Genomic DNA, 17,018 nt, shown 5'->3' with positions numbered 1-17,018 from the left:
GCATGGTCGAACCCCCACTGCATCGCGTCACCCTGCCGAACGGGCTACGCGTGGTGCTCGCGCCGGACTCGGCGCAGGGCGCCTCCGGTCAAGCCCCCGTCGTGGGCGTCAGCGTGCACTATGACGTGGGCTTCCGCTCCGAACCGGAAGGCCGCACCGGCTTCGCGCACCTGTTCGAGCACCTCATGTTCCAGGGCAGCGAGAGCCTGGAGAAACTGGCGCACTTCCGCCACGTGCAAGGCTCCGGCGGCACGTTCAACGGTTCGACGCACCAGGACTACACCGACTACTTCCAGGTGCTGCCGTCGGCGGCCCTGGAGCGGGCGCTGTTCCTGGAAGCCGACCGGATGCGGGCGCCGAAGCTCACCGAGGAGAACCTGCGCAACCAGGTCGACGTGGTGAAGGAGGAGATCCGGCTCAACGTCCTCAACCGCCCCTACGGCGGGTTCCCGTGGATCCTGCTGCCGCCGGTGCTGTACTCCACCTTCGCCAACGCGCACAACGGCTACGGCGACTTCACGGACCTGGAGCAGGCGACGGTCGACGACTGCGCCGCGTTCTTCGACACCTTCTACGCGCCGGCGAACGCGGTGCTCACCATCGCCGGTGACTTCGACGTGGACCACGCGACGGAGCTGGTGCACCGGCACTTCGGCGACGTCCCGGCCCGCGAGGTGCGGTCGCGCCCGTCGTTCGCCGAACCGTTCCCGACCGAGCAGCTCACCGGCGTGCACACCGATCCGCACGCGCCGCTGCCCGCGATCGCGCTGGGCCACCGGCTGCCGGACCCGGTCGGGGAGCTGGACCAGTACCTGGCGAACATCGTGCTGGCCGCGGTGCTCACCGACGGCGACGCGTCCCGCTTGCAGCAGCGCATGGTGTACCGGGAGCCGCTGGTGGTGGACGTGCACGCGGGCTGCGGCCTGATGGGCGCGCCGCTGGACGCCCGCGATCCGGACACCTTCACCCTCACCGCGATCCACACGCCCGAGGTGGACGCGGAGCGGGTCGTGGCCGCGGTGGACGCCGAGCTGGAGTCGATCGCCGCGAGCGGTCCGACGGCGGAGGAGCTGTCCCGGGTGACGTCCCGCTGGGCCGCTTCGCTGCACCGCGAACACGACAGGGTCATCTCCCGCACCCTCGACCTGGGCAGCGCCGAGCTGATCCACGGCCGCGCCGAGCTGATCTCGGAGCTGCCGCGGCGCATCGCCGAGGTCGGTGCCGACGAGGTCGCCGCCGCCGCGAAGGCCCTCACCCCGGACGCGCGCGCCACCCTGCGCGTGCAGCCCGACTCGAACTCCGCAGGAGGTGCGGCATGACCCAGGCCACCCACCGCAGCGCCGAGGAGATCGGCCGCACCGAGGCAGGCCCGCGTCCGCTGCCGCCGCTGGGCGAGCCGCGCGCGCTGCGCACCCCCGACGTGGTCGACACCGAGCTGCCGAACGGGCTGCGGCTGATCGCCGCCCGGCACGGCGTGGTGCCGATGGTCGAGGCCAGGCTGCGCATCCCGTTCGCGGGCGAGGACCCGATGCACCCGGCGCGCGCCGAGGTGCTGGCCGAGACGGTGCTGACCGGCACCGCCGCCCGGGACCGGGTCCAGGTGGACACCGACCTGGCGGCCGTCGGCGGCGAACTGCACGCCGTGGTCGACCCGGAGCGGCTCAGCTTCGTCGGCAGCGCCCTGTCCAGCGGGCTGGGCACGCTGCTGGAGGTGCTGGGCGACGCGCTCACCGGCGCCGCCTACGCGGCCGACGAGGTCGCGGGGGAGCGGGACCGCCTGGTGGAGCGGCTCGCGGTGGCCCGCTCGCAGCCGCGCGTCATCGCCCGCGAGGAGCTGCAGCGGCACCGCTACGGCGACCACCCGTTCGTCCGCGAGGTGCCGCAGGCCGCCGACGTCGGCCAGGTCGGCCCGGAGGACGTGCGCGAGCTGCACGCCCGCGCGGTGCTGCCCCGCGGCGCCACCCTGGTGCTGGTCGGCGACATCGACCCGGACACCGTGGTGGACGAGGTGACGCGGATCCTCGCGCCGTGGGACGCGGCGGGCACCGCCGCCGAGCTCCCCGCGCTGCCGCGGCTGCAGGGCGGCGACGTGCGGCTGGTGCACCGGGACGGCGCGGTGCAGTCGCAGCTGCGGATGTCCGCGCAGGGCCTGCACCGCACCGACGAGCGCTACCCGGCGCTGCAGATCGCGAACCTCAGCTTCGGCGGCTACTTCTCCTCGCGGCTGGTGGAGAACATCCGCGAGGACAAGGGCTACACCTACGGTGCGCACTCGTCGTTCGAGTTCACCCGCGGCAACGGCACGATCCTGGTGGACGCCGACACCGCCAGCGAGGTCACCGCGGCCGCGCTGCTGGAGATGCGCTACGAGTTCGGCCGCCTCGCGCTGGTCCCGCCGACGGCGGCCGAGGTCGAATCGGCCCGGCAGTACGCCATCGGCGGCCTGCTGACCTCGACGTCCTCCCAGTCGGGCCTGGCGTCGATGCTGTCGACGCTGGCCGCGTGCGGGTTGGACCACCGCTGGCTGAGCGCGCACCCGGACCGGCTGCGCGAGGTCACCGCGGAGCAGGTCGCGGAGGCGGCGCAGCTGTACGCGCCGACCTCGTTCACCGGCGTGGTGGTCGGGGACGCGGCGAAGATCGGCGACCAGCTGCGGGCGCTGGGCGGGGTGGTGCTGCCGTGACCGAGACGTGCGCGGCCGCCGTCTCCGACGGCCCGGGCTTCCGGCTGGACTCGGCGCCGCTGCTGTCCCGCTCCACGGTGGACCGCACCGAGCTGCTGCGGGACGGCCCGGCCGCCGAGCAGTGGACCGCGGGCAGGGTGCTGCTGGTCGACGGCAAGGGACGCGCCCAGATCGCACCGAACGGGCGGCTCGTCTACGAGGACGCCGCGGTGTTCGGCGAGCAGCCCACGCCGCGCGCGGTGCTGCTCGGCGCGCAGGACAACACCACCTACTGGGCGCTGCGCACCGAGCGCGACGGGGCGCAGGAGGGCTGGCAGGACCTGCGGGTCGCGGGCGCCCAGCTCGACGACACCGACGCGGGCCTGCTCACCACGGCCGTCGGGCTGCTGAACTGGCACGACCACTCCCGCTACTGCGCGGTGTGCGGCGCGGCCACGAACCGGGTGAAGGTGGGTTGGGCGCGGCGCTGCTCCGGTTGCGACCGCGAGGAGTACCCGCGCACCGACCCGGCCGTGATCTGCCTCGTCCACGACGGCGCCGACCAGGTGCTGCTGGCGCGGCAGCCGGTGTGGCCGCCGGAGCGGTTCTCGGTGCTGGCCGGGTTCGTCGAGGTCGGCGAGTCCCTGGAGGCCTGCGTGCGGCGCGAGGTCCAGGAGGAGGTCGGCGTGCTGGCCACCGAGGTGCGCTACCTCGGCAGCCAGCCGTGGCCGTTCCCCCGCTCGCTGATGCTGGGCTTCGCCGCGATCGCCGACCCGGCGGTGCCGCTGCGCCCCGCGGACGGCGAGATCGAGGAGGCCCGCTGGGTGTCCCGGGCCGACGTGCAGGCCGCGATGCGCACCGAGGACGGCATCATCCCCGGCCTGCGGCTGCCGCCGAGCGTGTCCATCGCGCACCGGATGCTGAAGGGCTGGGCGTTCTGGGCCTAGGTCCCTGCCTGCGGTCCGGCGGTTCCCCGCCCGTGCCCGACGGCGAGCACGGGGCCGGGGACGGCCGGCCCGCCGGTACCGGGTGCCGTGCGTGCCGCGCCGCGGCTCGGACCGGTCCTCGCCCGCCGGGGCCCGGATCCACGACGCGGCCGGCGTGACGCGCTGGAACGTGCCGCGGCCTCTGCTCCATCGGAGAGGTTCCGAGCGGGCCGCGCGCGTCGACGCGCGGTGGGGTTGCCGCCGCCGGGCGGGGCGGTTCTGCGAGGATGCCCGGCATGGCCGATCAACCGCGACTGCTGGAAGGGCTCGATCCGGAGCAGCGGGCGGCGGTCACCGCGCCACGCGGCCCGGTCTGCGTGCTCGCCGGCGCCGGTACCGGCAAGACCCGCACCATCACGCACCGCATCGCGCACCTGGTGCAGCTCGGCCTGGTCGTCCCGCAGCAGGTGCTGGCCGTGACGTTCACCGCCCGCGCCGCGGGCGAGATGCGCACCCGGTTGCGCGCTCTCGGCGCCGCCGGGGTGCAGGCGCAGACCTTCCACGCCGCCGCGTTCCGGCAGTTGCGCTACTTCTGGCCCCGGGTGCACGACACCCAGGTGTGGCCGCTGGTGGACAACAAGTTCCGGCTGGTCGTGCAGGCAGCGAACCGGGTGGGCCTGTCCACCGAGAAGGAGTCGGTGCGCGACCTCGCCGGTGAGATCGAGTGGTCCAAGTCCTGCCTGGTCTCGCCCGACCAGTACGCCACCGCCGCCGCTCGCGCGGGCCGCGACGTGCCGGTCGTGCCGCAGCAGCTGGCGAAGGTGTTCGCCACCTACGAGCAGCTCAAGAACGACGCGCGGATGCTGGACTTCGACGACCTGCTGCTGCACACGGTCGCCATCCTGGAGGAGCACCCGGAGGTCGCCGAGGAGTTCCGCGGCCGCTACCGCTCCTTCGTCGTGGACGAGTACCAGGACGTCAACCCGCTGCAGCAGCGGGTGCTCGACGCGTGGCTCGGCAACCGGGACGACCTGACCGTGGTCGGCGACGCGAACCAGACGATCTACTCGTTCGCCGGGGCCGCCCCGAAGTGGCTGGTCGGCTTCCCGAAGCGCTTCCCGGACGCGACCGTGGTCCGGCTGGAGCGCGACTACCGCTCGACCCCGCAGGTCGTGGCGCTGGCCAACAAGGTCATCGGCGCCGCCCGCGACCGCCCGGCGGGCACCCGGCTCAAGCTCATCGGGCAGCGCCCGGACGGTCCCGAACCGGACTTCGCCGAGTACGACCACGAACCGGCCGAGGCGGAGGCCATCGCCCGCAAGATCGCCGCGCTGGCCGGGCGGGGCGTGCCGCTGTCCGAGATCGCGGTCCTGTTCCGGGTGAACGCCCAGTCCGAGGTGTACGAGAAGGCGTTGTCCGACGCGGAGATCCCGTACCAGGTGCGCGGCGGCGAACGCTTCTTCAACCGCACCGAGGTGCGCCAGGCCGTGGTGGCGCTGCGCGGCGCCGCGGGCCGCGGCGACGAGCCGGGCGCGGACCTGCCCGGTTCGGTGCGGGCGGTGCTGGGCGACGTCGGGCTCACCGACGAGCCTCCGGTGGGCGGGTCGGCCCGGGAGCGCTGGGAGTCGCTGATCGCGCTGGTCGAGCTCGCCGAGGAGCTCGCGGCCGTCGCCCCGGAGGCCGACCTGGCCCGCTACGTCGCCGAGCTGGAGCAGCGCGCCGAATCGCAGCACCCGCCGACGGTGGAGGGCGTCACGCTGGCCTCGCTGCACTCGGCGAAGGGCCTGGAGTGGGACGCGGTGTTCCTCGTCGGGCTCGCCGAGGGCACCCTGCCGATCCAGCACGCCGAGGACGAGGCGGGCGTCGAGGAGGAGCGCAGGCTGCTCTACGTCGGCGTCACCCGCGCCCGCGAGCACCTGCACCTGTCCTGGGCGCTGGCCAGGGCCGCCGACGGGCGCCGCTACCGCCGCCGCAGCAGGTTCCTCTACGGCGTCATCCCGGACCGGCACCCGGCGGCGATGCCGGCGAAGACCAGGACCCCCGAGCCGGGCCCGCCGCGCAAGCAGGCCACGCCGCGCTGCCGCACCTGCGAGTCGGTGCTGGTGAGCACGATGGACATCAAGCTGGGCCGCTGCTCGACCTGCCCGTCGGACGTGGACGAGGGCCTGCTGGACCGGTTGCGCGCCTGGCGCAGCGACCGGGCTCGGCAGCTGAAGGTCCCCGCCTACGTGGTGTTCACCGACGCCACGCTCACCGCCATCGCCGAGCAGCGCCCGTCCGACGAGGCGGCGCTGGTGGCGATCTCCGGGATCGGCGCGAGCAAGGTCCGCAAGTTCGGCGACGACGTGCTCTCGCTCGTCCAGCGCGAGCACGGCCGAAACTAGCCGCTGAGCAGGAGTTTCTCCTCCATCGGCGGAATCTCGGAAAATCGGTTGCGGCGCGCTTCCCGCGCCTCATAGTCTGCACAGCACAAGCCGAGGTGTTCGGAACCCGGCGCGATCCGGAGGGGAGGTGGCAGCGATGACCGGCATTCAGACGCTCGGTACCCCTGGCCTCCTCATGTCCGGGGGTATCGCGCTGTTCCGCGGTCGTTCCACGACCCTGCCCGGTTTCGACCGCGCCATCGCCACGCCGCGTCCGACGGACGGCGGCCGTCCGGTCGATGGCCGCACCGCGCCGGTTCGCGCGGAGCTCGATCCTTGATCCGCTGATCTAGGACGCGCTCCAGGCTCTTCTTCAGAGGCCGCGAACCCCGCAACCGGGTTCGCGGCCTTTTTCGCGTCCGCACTTCGCGAAGCAGCGCCATTCGAATGTGTTCCTGGGGAGTTCCCCACCGTCGGTCCGGGCACGTGCACTGCCCTGAACGGTCAGGAGGAGAGATGTTGACCACCAGCGTCCGGGTAGCACCCGAGCGAAGAGCTGACGACGCCGGAGGTGGCGGCGCGGTCGGCGCGCTGCTGGACGAGGTCACCGACCAGGGCGAGGGGGTGCCCTGCCGGCAGGACCCGGATCTGTGGTTCGCCGAGAGCCCCGGTGACCTGGAACGGGCCAAGACCCTGTGCGGGCACTGCCCGCTGAAGCAGCATTGCCTGGAAGGCGCGCTGTCCCGCGGCGAACCGTGGGGAGTCTGGGGAGGCGAGATCTTCGAACGCGGCGCGGTCGTCGCCCGCAAGCGCTCCCGCGGCCGCCCCCGCAAGAACCCGGCCCCTGCCGAACCGGCCGTTCGCGGCCCCCGATCCGAGGAGAACGCGGCATGACCTTCCCCGCCCGCACCCGCAACCACGTGAACGACCTGGTCGAACCGAACGCGAAGGACACCACCCGAATGCTCATGCCCGAAGACATGGCGCGGATGCGACATCACGACCTGCTGGTCGAGGCGCACCGGCACCGGCTGGCCCGCCAGGCCACGGCCGGGCGCTGGTGGCGCCGGTTGGCGCACTACGCGCAGCAGCGAGCGGACCACGCGGAGGGGGCGATCACCGAGCCGTAGAGTGCACGTTCGTGGCTCACTCGCACGACGGAATCGACTGGGACGCCAAGATCGCGCGGCTGCGCGAGGGCGACGAGCTGGCCGGGCCGGAGACCGCCGATCTGGTGCGCGACCTGCTCCGGCCGCAGGACCGCACGGTGATCGACGTCGGTTCCGGGGCGGGTGGCGCCGCGACCGCGTTCGCGGACGCCATGTGGGACACCGGGGGCACGGTGATCCTGGTGGACTCCGCGCCGGAGCTGCTGGCGGAGGCGGCGCGCAACACCGCCGCCACCGCGGGCCCCGACGTGCGGGTGCTGTCCGTGCAGGCCGACGTCGCCCGCGGCGACCTGTCCGCGGTCGGCCAAGCCGACCTGGTGTTCGCCTCGTTCGTCGTGCACCACCTGCCGGACCAGCTCGCCGGCCTGCGGCGGCTGGTCAAGCTGGTGCGCCCCGGCGGGCGGCTCGCCCTCGTCGAATCCGGCCTGGAGCCGCGCGTGCTGCCCTGGGACGTCGGCGTCGGAGAGCCCGGCCTGGAGGCGCGGCTGGCGGCCGCCCGCGCCGAGTGGTTCCGGGAGATGCGCGAGCAGATGCCCGGTTCGACGCGGCTGAAGGTGGGGTGGGCGCAGGCCATGGCCGATGCGGGCCTGGACGACGTGCTCACCTGGACCCAGCTCGTGGACCGCCCCGCCCCCGTGTCCGGGGCCGCGATGACCGCGGTGCTGCGCAGGCTGGAGTGGCTGCGCCGGGGAGCGGAGGGGCGGGCTGCGCAGGCCGACCTCGACGCGGTCGACGCACTGCTGGACCCGGACGGCCCGCACTACGCGGGGAACCGGGACGACGTGCACTACCTGCTCGCCCAGACCATCCACGTCGGCACGTTGCGCTGACCCGCGGACGGGTTCGTGGCGCGAGGAGACCCGGTGGCGGTTCCGGTGCTGACGGGGCACCGCTCCGACCTCGAAGCCTCGACGGGCCTCAGTCGGCGGCGGGTTCGGGATCGGCGAAGCCGGGTTGCCAGCGGTCGATGATCGCGCGGGCCGCGAACTCGGCGTCCAGCTGGCACAGGATGCCCGTGGCGCCGAGCGTCACCCGGTGGATCAGCAGGTAGTCCGGGGGCAGGTTCAACGCCCGCCCGGTGCGGAAGTCCGGGCTGCGCAGGTCGCCGACCCGCTCGGCCTGCTGCTGCATCCAGGACCGGGTGAAGTGGAACCGCTCCTCCCGCACCGGGTCCACGAACGGTCCCAGGTAGGCGAGCACGTCCTCGGCGCGCAGCTCGCTGCCGGTCTGCACGAAGCGGTCGGCGCGCAGCAGCTCCAGCAGCTCCTCGGCACGTCCCTCCACCGCGAGCCGCAGCATCCGGCCCATCTCCGCGGGCAGCCCCTCGGGCAGCCGCGCCACCGCGCCGAAGTCCAGCACGATGAGCCGGCCGTCCGGTGCGAGCAGGAAGTTCCCCGGGTGCGGATCGGCGTGCAGCAGCCCGGACCGCTCGGGGGAGGAGAAGTGGAACTCGGCCAGCAACCGCCCGGCCCGGTCCCGCTGCTCCCGCTCGCCGTCGGCGATGACCTCGGAGAACGGGGTGCCGGTGATCCACTCGGAGACCATCACCTGCGGAGCGCTGGCCACCACCTTCGGGATCAGCACCTTCTCGTCCCCGTCGAAGGCCGCGGCGAATGCGCGCTGGTTGTCGGCCTCGGTGCGGTAGTCGAGCTCCTCGACCATCCGGTCCTGCAGCTCCGCCAGCAGCGGTTTGATCTCCGCGCCGGGAGCCAGCGACTGGAACAGCCGGGAGAACCGGCTCAGCTGGCGCAGGTCCGAGCGCAGCGCCTCGCCCGCGCCCGGGTACTGGATCTTGACGGCGACGTCCCGGCCGTCGTGCCACACCGCGCGGTGGACCTGCCCGATGCTGGCCGCGGCGGCCGGGACGTCGTCGAATTCAGCGAAGCGGTCCCGCCAGGTCCGCCCCAGTTGTTGCTCCAGCACCCGCCGCACGCTGGTCCCGGACATCGGGGGAGCGGCGGACTGCAGCTTCGTCAGCGCCTCGCGGTAGGGCTCGGCCATCTCGTCGGGCACCGCGGCCTCGAACACGCTCAGCGCTTGGCCGAACTTCATCGCGCCGCCCTTGAGCTGTCCCAGCACCGCGAACAGCTGCTCGGCCGTGCGCGCCGAGAGTTCCGCGTTGATCTCGTCGGCGGACTGGCCGCTGAGGCGCTTGCCCCACCCGGCGGCCATCCGCCCCGCGACGCCCAGCGGAAGGCTGGCCAGTTTGGCGGTGCGGTGCGCCGCCCGGCGGGGAATGTCGGTCACGAGGGCTCCTTTGCCGCGCGCAGGAGAACCGCCCCGGCTCCGAAAGGGGATCGGATTCCGGGGCCGGAGCACATCGTAGTGGTTCACCGACCGGTTGTGGGGTGCCCGAACCCCGCGTGGGTCGTGGCCCGTCCCGGAACGCGCCGGTCACGACGCGGGCGGGACGCGGTTCCACGTGCGGCGGGCCTCCGGTCGAGCCGGGCCGCACGGGTTCCACCACCGGTCCTCAGGCCTTGCCGAGGATCCGGGTCATGCGGGTCCCGCACACGGGGCAGGTGCCCTTGGCCATCCGTCGGCCGTTGGTCTCCGTGATCTCGCCGTTGAAGTCGCGCTTCTCCCGGCATTTCACGCAGTAGCCGTTGTAGGTGTCGGCCACGGCGTCCTCCTTGGTGTTGTGATCGCTACGGCGCGTGCCCGGCCGGACCGCGCTGGAGGAACCGTACAGGTGGCCGTATCGATATCACTGCATTGAGCTGATCGCATGTTAGGGGGAATGGAGTAATTCGTTAGGTGATCACGCGCAGTAGGCATGTGGAAAACCGCACTGCGATGTCCGGACGTCGGTGCCACTCGCTAAGGTCAGATCTCGTGGCAGAACCGCAGGTCGAGGTGCGTCGCAGCAAACGGCGGCGACAGACGGTCAGCGCGTACCGGGACGGCGACAAGGTCGTCGTGCTGCTTCCGGCCCGGATGAGCAGGGCCGAGGAGAAGAAGTGGGTGGCGGAGATGCTCAGCCGCCTGCAGCGCAGCGAGACGCGCCGCCGCTCCCCGGCGCGCGACTCCGACGCGGCCCTCGCCGAACGCAGCCGGGAACTGTCCGAGCAGTACCTCGACGGCCGCGCCGAACCCCGCTCGATCCGCTGGGTGCCGCCGATGCGCACCCGCTGGGCCTCCTGCACCCCCAGCACCAAGCACATCCGGATCAGCGAGCGGTTGCGGGACGTGCCGAGCTGGGTGCTGGACTACGTGCTGGTGCACGAGCTCGCGCACCTGCTGGTCCCCGGGCACGGCGACGACTTCTGGAAGTGGGTCAACCGGTACCCGAAGACCGAACGGGCCGTCGGCTACCTCGAAGGCATCTCCGCGGCCGCCAACCTCGGCCTCACCATGGACGGTGACCCGGAGGGCTGAGCGCGGCCCCTGAAACGCGAACGGCGCCCCGGAGGAGCACACCTCCGGGCCCCCGTCGCGTCGGATCACTTCGAGTCGGGGCCGGACTCGTCCTCGTCGTCGGACCTCTTCGAGTCCTGCTCGCCGGATGCGGAGCCCTGCTCGCCGGAAGCCGCGGCCTGCTCCGCCTCCTCGGCGCGCTTGATCGCCGCGATCGGGTCGTCCAGGTCCGAGGAACCGCCCCAGCGGTCCGCGAAGTCCAGCGGCTCGTCCAGGTCGGCGGCGTCCGGCAGCAGGTCCGGGTGGTCCCACACCCGGTCCCGGCTGTCCAGGCCGTGCCGCTCGGTCATCAGCCGCCACAGGTTCGCGGCGTCCCGCAGCCGGCGCGGCCGCAGCTCCAGGCCGATCAGCGTCGCGAACGTCTGCTCGGCGGGGCCACCGCCGGCGCGGCGCCTGCGGATGGTCTCGCTCAGCGCGTCCGCCCCCGGCAGCCGTTCGCCGAGCGCGTCCGAGACCACCACGTCGACCCAGCCCTCGACCAGGGCGAGCAGCGTCTCCAGCCTGGTCAGCGCGGCTGCCTGCTCCGGCGTGGTCTTCGGTTCGAGCAGGTTGGAGCCCATCAGCTCCTGCATCGAACTCGGGTCCGTCGGGTCGATCTTGCTCGCCAGGTCTTCCAGCGAGGAGGTGTCGACCTGGATGCCGCGTGCGAACTCCTCCACGGTCGCCAGCAGCCGCTGCCGCAGCCACGGCACGTGGCTGAACAGGCGGTGGTGCGCCGCCTCCCGCGCCGCGAGGAACAGGGTCACCTCGTCCAGCGGCCGGTCCACGCCCTCGGCGAACCGGGCCACGTTCGCGGGCAGCAACGCCGCGGTGCCCTCCGGCGCCAGCGGCAGGCCCACGTCGGAGGAGGTCAGCACTTCGGCGCCGAGCTGCGCGAGGCTCTTGCCGAGCTGCGAGCCGAAGCCCAGCCCGCCCATCTGGCCGAGCATGGACAGCAGCGGCCCGGCGGCCTGCTTGGCCTCCGCGGGCAGCGCCTCCATCCAGGCGGTGGACATCCGCTGCGCCACCGGGTCGCACAACCGCTGCCAGGTCGGCAGGGTCTGCTCCACCCAGTCCACCGACGACCAGACCTTCGTGGTGCGCGCGCCCGCGGGCAGCGCCGTCGTCGGGTCGAGCCACAGCTCCGCGAGGTGGACCGCGTCCTGCGCGCCCTTCACCTCCTGCTGGCTGGGCCGCTCGGTGCGCTCGTTCGAGTGCAGCTGCTGCACCGCGAGCTGCTTGGCGAGGTCGTAGTTGACCGGCCCGGAACCGCCGCTGCCCGAATGGCTCAGCACCTGCCCCAGCTGGGAGAACATCTGTCCCAGCTGCCCCATGTCGAAGTTCATCCCGCCGGGCATGCCGCCCATGCCGCCACCCGGCAGCGCGCCGCCGCCGAAGCCGAACCCCGGACCGGGGTTCTGACCGGAGTCACCGGCGCCACCGGAGCGCCCTTCCGACGACTCCCCCTTGTCGCGGTCGTCGTCGGGATCCTGCGGGCTGAACCCGAACGGCATGTCATTCATGCCTCCACCGTACGCGGATCGCGTCGAACCGGATAAGTCGCTCGGCGACCCGCGGGGGCCGATGTCGCAGCGTGCGGCTCGGTTCCGCGATCACCCGCCCGGAGATCGCGCCGGAGGCGGCCACGTACCCTGTCGCCTCGTGAGCCGTCGAACCTGGACGTTATTGACCAGCGTCATCCTGGTGGCCGCTTTCGGGCTGCTCGGGGCGTTCGCCCCGGTGCCGTTCGTGGCGCTCGGTCCGGGACCGACCTACAACACGCTGGGCGAAGAGGCGGGCACGCCGGTCATCCGGATCGACGGCCAGCGGACCTACCCGACCGCCGGGCACCTGAACATGACCACGGTGTCGGTGACCGACCACCTGTCGATGCTGGGGGCGCTCGGGCTGTGGGTCAGCGGCCGGTACGCGCTCGCGCCGCGCGAGGTGTACTACCCGCCGGAGAAGACCGAGCAGGAGATCGAGCAGGAGAACACCCAGGCGTTCAACGACTCGCAGACCGACGCGGAGACCGCGGCGCTGCACCACCTGGGCTACCCGACGAAGGTGCTGGCGGGCACGGTCGTCACCGGCAGCCCCGCCGACGCGGTGCTCGAACCCGGCGACCAGCTGATCGCGGTCGACGGCAAGCCGATCACCGATCCGCCCGCGCTGCAGGCCGCGGTCGCCGCCGGCAAGCCCGGCGAGCAGGTCCGGCTGACGTTCCGCCACGGCGACGAACCGGAGCGCACGGTGCCGGTCGTGCTGGGCACGAGCTCCGACGGCCGTCCGCAGGGCTTCCTCGGCGTGGGCGCGGTGGGGCGCCCGGACGTGCCGTTCGACATCAAGATCAGCCTCGCCGACGTCGGCGGACCCTCGGCCGGGCTGATGTTCTCGCTGGCGATCGTGGACAAGCTGACGCCCGGCGAGCTCAACGGCGGCAAGTTCGTCGCGGGCACCGGGGAGATCGACGCGGTCGGCAACGTCGGCCCGATCGGCGGCATCCCGTTCAAGATGACCATGGCGCGGGAGGCCGGGGCCACCACGTTCCTGGTGCCCGCCGGGAACTGCTCTGAAGCGAAGTCGCAGGCGCCGGACGGGCTGCAGCTGGTGCGCGTCGGCACCCTCGACGAGGCGACGCAGGCGCTCGACACCCTGCGCGACGGCGGCGCCCCGCCCAGCTGCTGATCCGGTCGGGCCGCCGGTCCGCCGCCGCGGGCCGGCTAAGCCGTCGCGAAGGTCTCGTGCAGCGCGCGCAGCAGGTTCGGCGCCAGCGACGGGTCCTGCACCAGCTCGCCGTCGCCGCCGCTCTCCCGCAGCCGCAGCACGCAGGTCTCGTTCCCGACCCGCAGCACCGCGGCCACCAGCCGCGCCTCCTGCCGGTCCGGGTGCTCCGCCGCCGCGCGGCGGGCCTCCTCGTCGTCGTCGGTGGGCAGCCCGGCCTCCGCCTCCGGCGGCAGCACCACGATCTCCTGCACCAGCGCGCACCCGACGACCTGGTCGGGCCACTCGATGCGGGCCAGCGCCTCCGCCAGGTCCTCCGCGGGCAGCGACTCCTGCGCGATCGGGGTCAGCGCCGTCTCGGCGTCCAGCTCGGCGGCCAGCGACGGCTGGGCGGCCAGCAACTGCCCGGTCGGCACCAGCGCGAAGATCTGGGTGGGCTGGTCCCAGCCCGCTGCGGCCACGAACTCCTCGACCTCGCGGGCCGCGCCGGGAAGGGCGGCGGCGAGGTCCTCACCATGAGCGGCTGACATGCCGCACATCGTCGCACCCCGCACCCGGCCGTCCCGCGCCCGACCGGCGCACCCCGCCGCCCGGACCCGCCACGACCGGGCGGACCCGCCATGACCAGGAGAAGCGATGTCGGATTCGCCGGAATTCGAGTGCGATCGGGGGAACCCTCGGCGGCATCGTAGAGTTGAACATCGCGAGGGGAGTCGTCCCCGGCCCGTCGATCGTCGCCTGGAGTGTGCGCTGTGGCCATGCGGCCTGTAATGCCGAAACTGTCCCGGCGGAGCCGGATCCTGCTGATCATCGGCGTGGTCGTGCTCGCCGGCCTGATCATCTGGTCCAGCTTGGTCGGCGCCTACGTCGACTGGCTCTGGTACGGGGAAGTCGGCTACCGGGGGGTCTTCACCACCCAGCTGCTCACCCGGATCGGCCTCGGCGTCGGAGCCGCGCTGTTCCTCGGCGCCGTGCTGCTGCTGAACCTGTGGATCGCCTACCGCACCCGGCCGGTGTTCGTGCCGATCAGCGGACCCGACGACCCGCTCGCCCGGTACCGCACCCTGATCAGCGCCCGGCCCGCCGCGTTCGCGCTCGGCATCCCCGCCGCGGTCGCCGTGCTCGGCGGCCTCGCCGCGCAGGCCGACTGGCAGACCCTCCAGCTGTTCCTGCACAGCGTGCCGTTCGGGCAGACCGACCCGGAGTTCGGCCACGACATCAGCTTCTACACCTTCCAGCTGCCGTTCTACCGCTGGCTGCTGTCCTGGGCGTTCGTCGCGATCACCGTCGCCTTCATCGGCGCGCTCGTCACGCACTACATCTTCGGCGGCGTGCGGCTCGCCGGTCGCGCCGGGCAGCTGTCCGCGCCCACCCGCGTGCAGCTGGCCGTGCTCGCCGGGCTGTTCGTGCTGCTCAAGGCGGTCGACTACTTCTTCGACCGGTACGACCTGCTGCTGTCCCAGCGGAACTCGCTGTTCACCGGTGCCACCTACACCGACCTGAACGCGGTCATGCCTGCGAAGCTGATCCTGCTGTGCATCGCGGTGTTCTGCGCCCTCGCGTTCTTCGCCGCCGTGTTCCTGCGCGACCTGCGGATCCCCGCGCTCGCCACCGTGCTGCTGGTGCTCTCCAGCGTGCTCGTCGGCGCGGTCGGACCGGCGCTGCTGGAGCAGTTCTCCGTGCGCCCCAACGCCAACCAGCGCGAAGCCGAATCCATCCGCCGCAACATCGCCGCCACCAGGCAGGCCTTCGACATCGGCGAGGACAAGGTCGAGGTGCACGACTACCCGGGCGTCACCAACCTCCGGCCCGAACAGGTCGCCGACGACGCGGGCACCATCCCGAACATCCGGCTGCTCGACCCCAGCGTCCTGTCCGACACGTTCACCCAGCTCACCCAGCAGTACAACTTCTACGGCTTCCCCGACAAGCTCGACGTCGACCGGTACCGGGACGCCAAGGGCGAGCTGCAGGACTACCTCGTCGCCCTCCGCGAGATCAACACCGCCGGTCTGGCCGCGAACCAGCAGTCGTGGATCAACCAGCACATGGTCTACACCCACGGCAACGGGTTCGTCAGCGCGCCCGCGGACCGCGTCGACTCGACGCTCGAAGAAGGCCGCACCCAGGGCGGCTACCCGGTGTTCTCCGTCAGCGACGTCGCCAACGACGGCCGCGGCGAGATCCCCGTCGACCAGCCGCGGTCCTACTTCGGCGAGCTCGCCTCCACCTACGCGATCGTCGGCGGCGACCCGGGTGAGGCGCCCCGCGAGTACGACACCGACAGCAGCGCCTACACCTACACCGGCCAGGGCGGCGTGCCCCTCGGCAACTGGTTCAACCGGCTCGTGTTCGCCGCGCACTACACCGAGCGCAACATCCTGTTCAACCAGGCCATCGGCGAGAACTCGAAGATCATCTACGAGCGGAACCCGCGCGACCGGGTGCAGAAGGTCGCGCCCTGGCTCAAGGTCGACGGCGACCCGTACCCCGCCGTCGTCGACGGCCGCATCAAGTGGATCGTCGACGGCTACACCACGCTCAACAACTACCCGTACTCCGAGCTCACCGAACTCGGCGAAGCCACCAACGACACCCTCCCCGGCGTCCAGCGGCAGCCCAACCAGCAGATCAACTACATCCGGAACTCGGTGAAGGCCACCGTCGACGCCTACGACGGCAACGTCGAGCTCTACGAAACCGACGACACCAAGCCCGACCCCGTCCTCAAGGCGTGGGAAGGCGTGTTCCCCGGCGTCGTCAAGCCCAGCTCCGAGATCAGCCCGCAGCTGCGCGACCACTTCCGCTACCCCGAAGACCTGTTCAAGGTGCAGCGCTCCCTGCTCACCGAGTACCACGTCGACAACCCGTCCGACTTCTACTCCACGCAGACCTTCTGGGAAGTGCCCCCGGACCCCACCAGCGGAGGCCAAGGCGGCGCCGCCGACGAAGGCAACCAGCAGCCGCCGTACTACGTGCTCGCCCAGGTCGAAGGACAGCAGCAGCCCACGTTCCAGCTCACCAGCGCCCTCACCGCGCTGCGGCGGCAGAACCTCGCCGCCTGGGTCTCCGCGTCCTCCGACCCCCGCGACTACGGCAAGCTGACCGTCCTGCGCCTGCCCACCAACACCCAGACCCCCGGGCCCAACCAGGTGCAGAACCAGATGGAGTCCACCCCCGAGGTCACCGAGAACCGGACCCTGTTCAACAACCCCAACGTCAACGCGATCTTCGGCAACCTGCTGACCCTGCCCGTGAAGGGCGGACTGCTCTACGTCGAACCGATCTACATCCAGCGCAACGAGCAGGACTCCTACCCGCAGCTCGCCCGCGTGCTCGTCTCCTTCGGCGGCAACGTCGGCTTCGCCGAGACCCTCCCCAAGGCCCTCGAACAGGTCTTCGGCGCGGGCGCGGGCGACGCCACCGGCGACGGCCAGGCCCAGCAACCGCCGAACCAGAAGCCCGGCGGGCAGCCCCAAGCCCCGGGGCAGCAGCCGACGCCTGAACTCCGCAGCGCCGTCAACGACATCCAGAGCGCGCTCGAACAAGTGCGGACCGCGCAGCAGTCCGGCGACCTCGGCAACCTCGGCGGGGCGCTCCAGCGGCTCGAAGGCGCCGTCGGACGCTTCGAACAACTCCAGGGCAACGGCGGCTGATCGACCGCGGGGGGGGCCCCCCCCGCCCGGCCCCCCGGGGGGGGGGCGGACCCGGGTGGTGGAGCTGCGCCCGGCGCTGTTCGCGCCGCTGCACGCGCTGTGGCCCGCGCACATCACCCACG

General features: G+C 72.5%; 15 protein-coding genes. 11 read left to right on the top strand and 4 right to left on the bottom strand.

The window, feature by feature from the left end; all coding sequences use genetic code 11:
- Positions 1-2 precede the first annotated feature (2 nt).
- The 8 genes from LCD31_RS03545 (at position 3) to LCD31_RS03510 (ending at position 7,950) form a co-directional block, all read left to right on the top strand.
- Positions 3-1,319, top strand: coding sequence for a pitrilysin family protein (locus LCD31_RS03545; protein WP_224955983.1), 1,317 nt, complete (start codon positions 3-5; stop codon positions 1,317-1,319).
- Positions 1,316-2,683 (top strand): pitrilysin family protein, encoded by a 1,368-nt coding sequence (locus LCD31_RS03540; protein ID WP_224955982.1) that lies wholly within the window; start codon positions 1,316-1,318, stop codon positions 2,681-2,683. Before LCD31_RS03545 ends, LCD31_RS03540 begins: the two co-directional genes overlap by 4 nt.
- Positions 2,680-3,609 (top strand): NAD(+) diphosphatase, encoded by a 930-nt coding sequence (gene nudC / locus LCD31_RS03535; protein WP_224955981.1) that lies wholly within the window; start codon positions 2,680-2,682, stop codon positions 3,607-3,609. Before LCD31_RS03540 ends, nudC begins: the two co-directional genes overlap by 4 nt.
- Positions 3,610-3,884: 275 nt before the next feature.
- Positions 3,885-5,972: an ATP-dependent DNA helicase UvrD2 gene (locus LCD31_RS03530; protein WP_224955980.1), complete on the top strand. Its 2,088-nt coding sequence runs from the start codon at positions 3,885-3,887 to the stop codon at positions 5,970-5,972.
- Positions 5,973-6,108: 136 nt separating this feature from the next.
- A complete protein-coding gene (locus LCD31_RS03525; RefSeq protein WP_224955979.1) occupies positions 6,109-6,291 on the top strand; it encodes a hypothetical protein in 183 nt (60 codons plus the stop codon).
- A gap of 176 nt (positions 6,292-6,467) precedes the next feature.
- Positions 6,468-6,845 carry a WhiB family transcriptional regulator gene (locus LCD31_RS03520; protein WP_224955978.1) on the top strand — a complete coding sequence of 126 codons (378 nt, stop codon included), beginning with the start codon at positions 6,468-6,470 and terminating at the stop codon, positions 6,843-6,845.
- Positions 6,842-7,081 (top strand): hypothetical protein, encoded by a 240-nt coding sequence (locus LCD31_RS03515; RefSeq protein ID WP_224955977.1) that lies wholly within the window; start codon positions 6,842-6,844, stop codon positions 7,079-7,081. The genes LCD31_RS03520 and LCD31_RS03515 overlap by 4 nt, the downstream gene beginning before the upstream one ends.
- 11 nt (positions 7,082-7,092) lie before the next feature.
- A complete protein-coding gene (locus LCD31_RS03510; protein ID WP_224955976.1) occupies positions 7,093-7,950 on the top strand; it encodes a trans-aconitate 2-methyltransferase in 858 nt (285 codons plus the stop codon).
- 88 nt (positions 7,951-8,038) lie between these two features.
- On the opposite strand, the gene LCD31_RS03505 is transcribed toward LCD31_RS03510, so the two are convergent.
- The gene (locus tag LCD31_RS03505; protein WP_224955975.1) at positions 8,039-9,367 is read right to left on the bottom strand and encodes an AarF/ABC1/UbiB kinase family protein; all 1,329 of its coding nucleotides are present in this window, start codon (positions 9,365-9,367) and stop codon (positions 8,039-8,041) included.
- Positions 9,368-9,593: 226 nt separating this feature from the next.
- Positions 9,594-9,743 (bottom strand): DUF5679 domain-containing protein, encoded by a 150-nt coding sequence (locus LCD31_RS03500; RefSeq protein WP_224955974.1) that lies wholly within the window; start codon positions 9,741-9,743, stop codon positions 9,594-9,596.
- Positions 9,744-9,955: 212 nt separating this feature from the next.
- On the opposite strand from LCD31_RS03500, the gene LCD31_RS03495 reads away from it, so the two are divergent.
- Complete coding sequence (locus LCD31_RS03495; protein ID WP_224955973.1) at positions 9,956-10,498, top strand: M48 family metallopeptidase; 543 nt, start codon at positions 9,956-9,958, stop codon at positions 10,496-10,498.
- Positions 10,499-10,563: 65 nt separating this feature from the next.
- Here LCD31_RS03495 and LCD31_RS03490 read toward each other — a convergent pair whose 3' ends face one another.
- Positions 10,564-12,039 carry a zinc-dependent metalloprotease gene (locus tag LCD31_RS03490; protein ID WP_224955972.1) on the bottom strand — a complete coding sequence of 492 codons (1,476 nt, stop codon included), beginning with the start codon at positions 12,037-12,039 and terminating at the stop codon, positions 10,564-10,566.
- Positions 12,040-12,178: 139 nt separating this feature from the next.
- Here LCD31_RS03490 and LCD31_RS03485 point away from each other — a divergent pair, with 139 nt between their 5' ends.
- Positions 12,179-13,204 carry a PDZ domain-containing protein gene (locus LCD31_RS03485; protein ID WP_224955971.1) on the top strand — a complete coding sequence of 342 codons (1,026 nt, stop codon included), beginning with the start codon at positions 12,179-12,181 and terminating at the stop codon, positions 13,202-13,204.
- Positions 13,205-13,239: 35 nt separating this feature from the next.
- Here the strand turns inward: LCD31_RS03485 and LCD31_RS03480 are convergent, their stop codons facing one another.
- A complete protein-coding gene (locus LCD31_RS03480; RefSeq protein WP_224955970.1) occupies positions 13,240-13,770 on the bottom strand; it encodes a PPA1309 family protein in 531 nt (176 codons plus the stop codon).
- A gap of 240 nt (positions 13,771-14,010) precedes the next feature.
- Here LCD31_RS03480 and LCD31_RS03475 point away from each other — a divergent pair, with 240 nt between their 5' ends.
- Positions 14,011-16,896, top strand: coding sequence for a UPF0182 family protein (locus LCD31_RS03475; RefSeq protein ID WP_224955969.1), 2,886 nt, complete (start codon positions 14,011-14,013; stop codon positions 16,894-16,896).
- Positions 16,897-17,018 lie beyond the last annotated feature (122 nt).

This window comes from Saccharopolyspora sp. 6M (assembly GCF_020176775.1).
In the GTDB taxonomy this organism is placed as follows: Bacteria; Actinomycetota; Actinomycetes; order Mycobacteriales; family Pseudonocardiaceae; genus Saccharopolyspora_C; species Saccharopolyspora_C gregorii.
The sequence above is the reverse complement of the archived record's forward strand: the minus strand, read 5'-3'. Positions and strand labels throughout refer to the sequence as shown.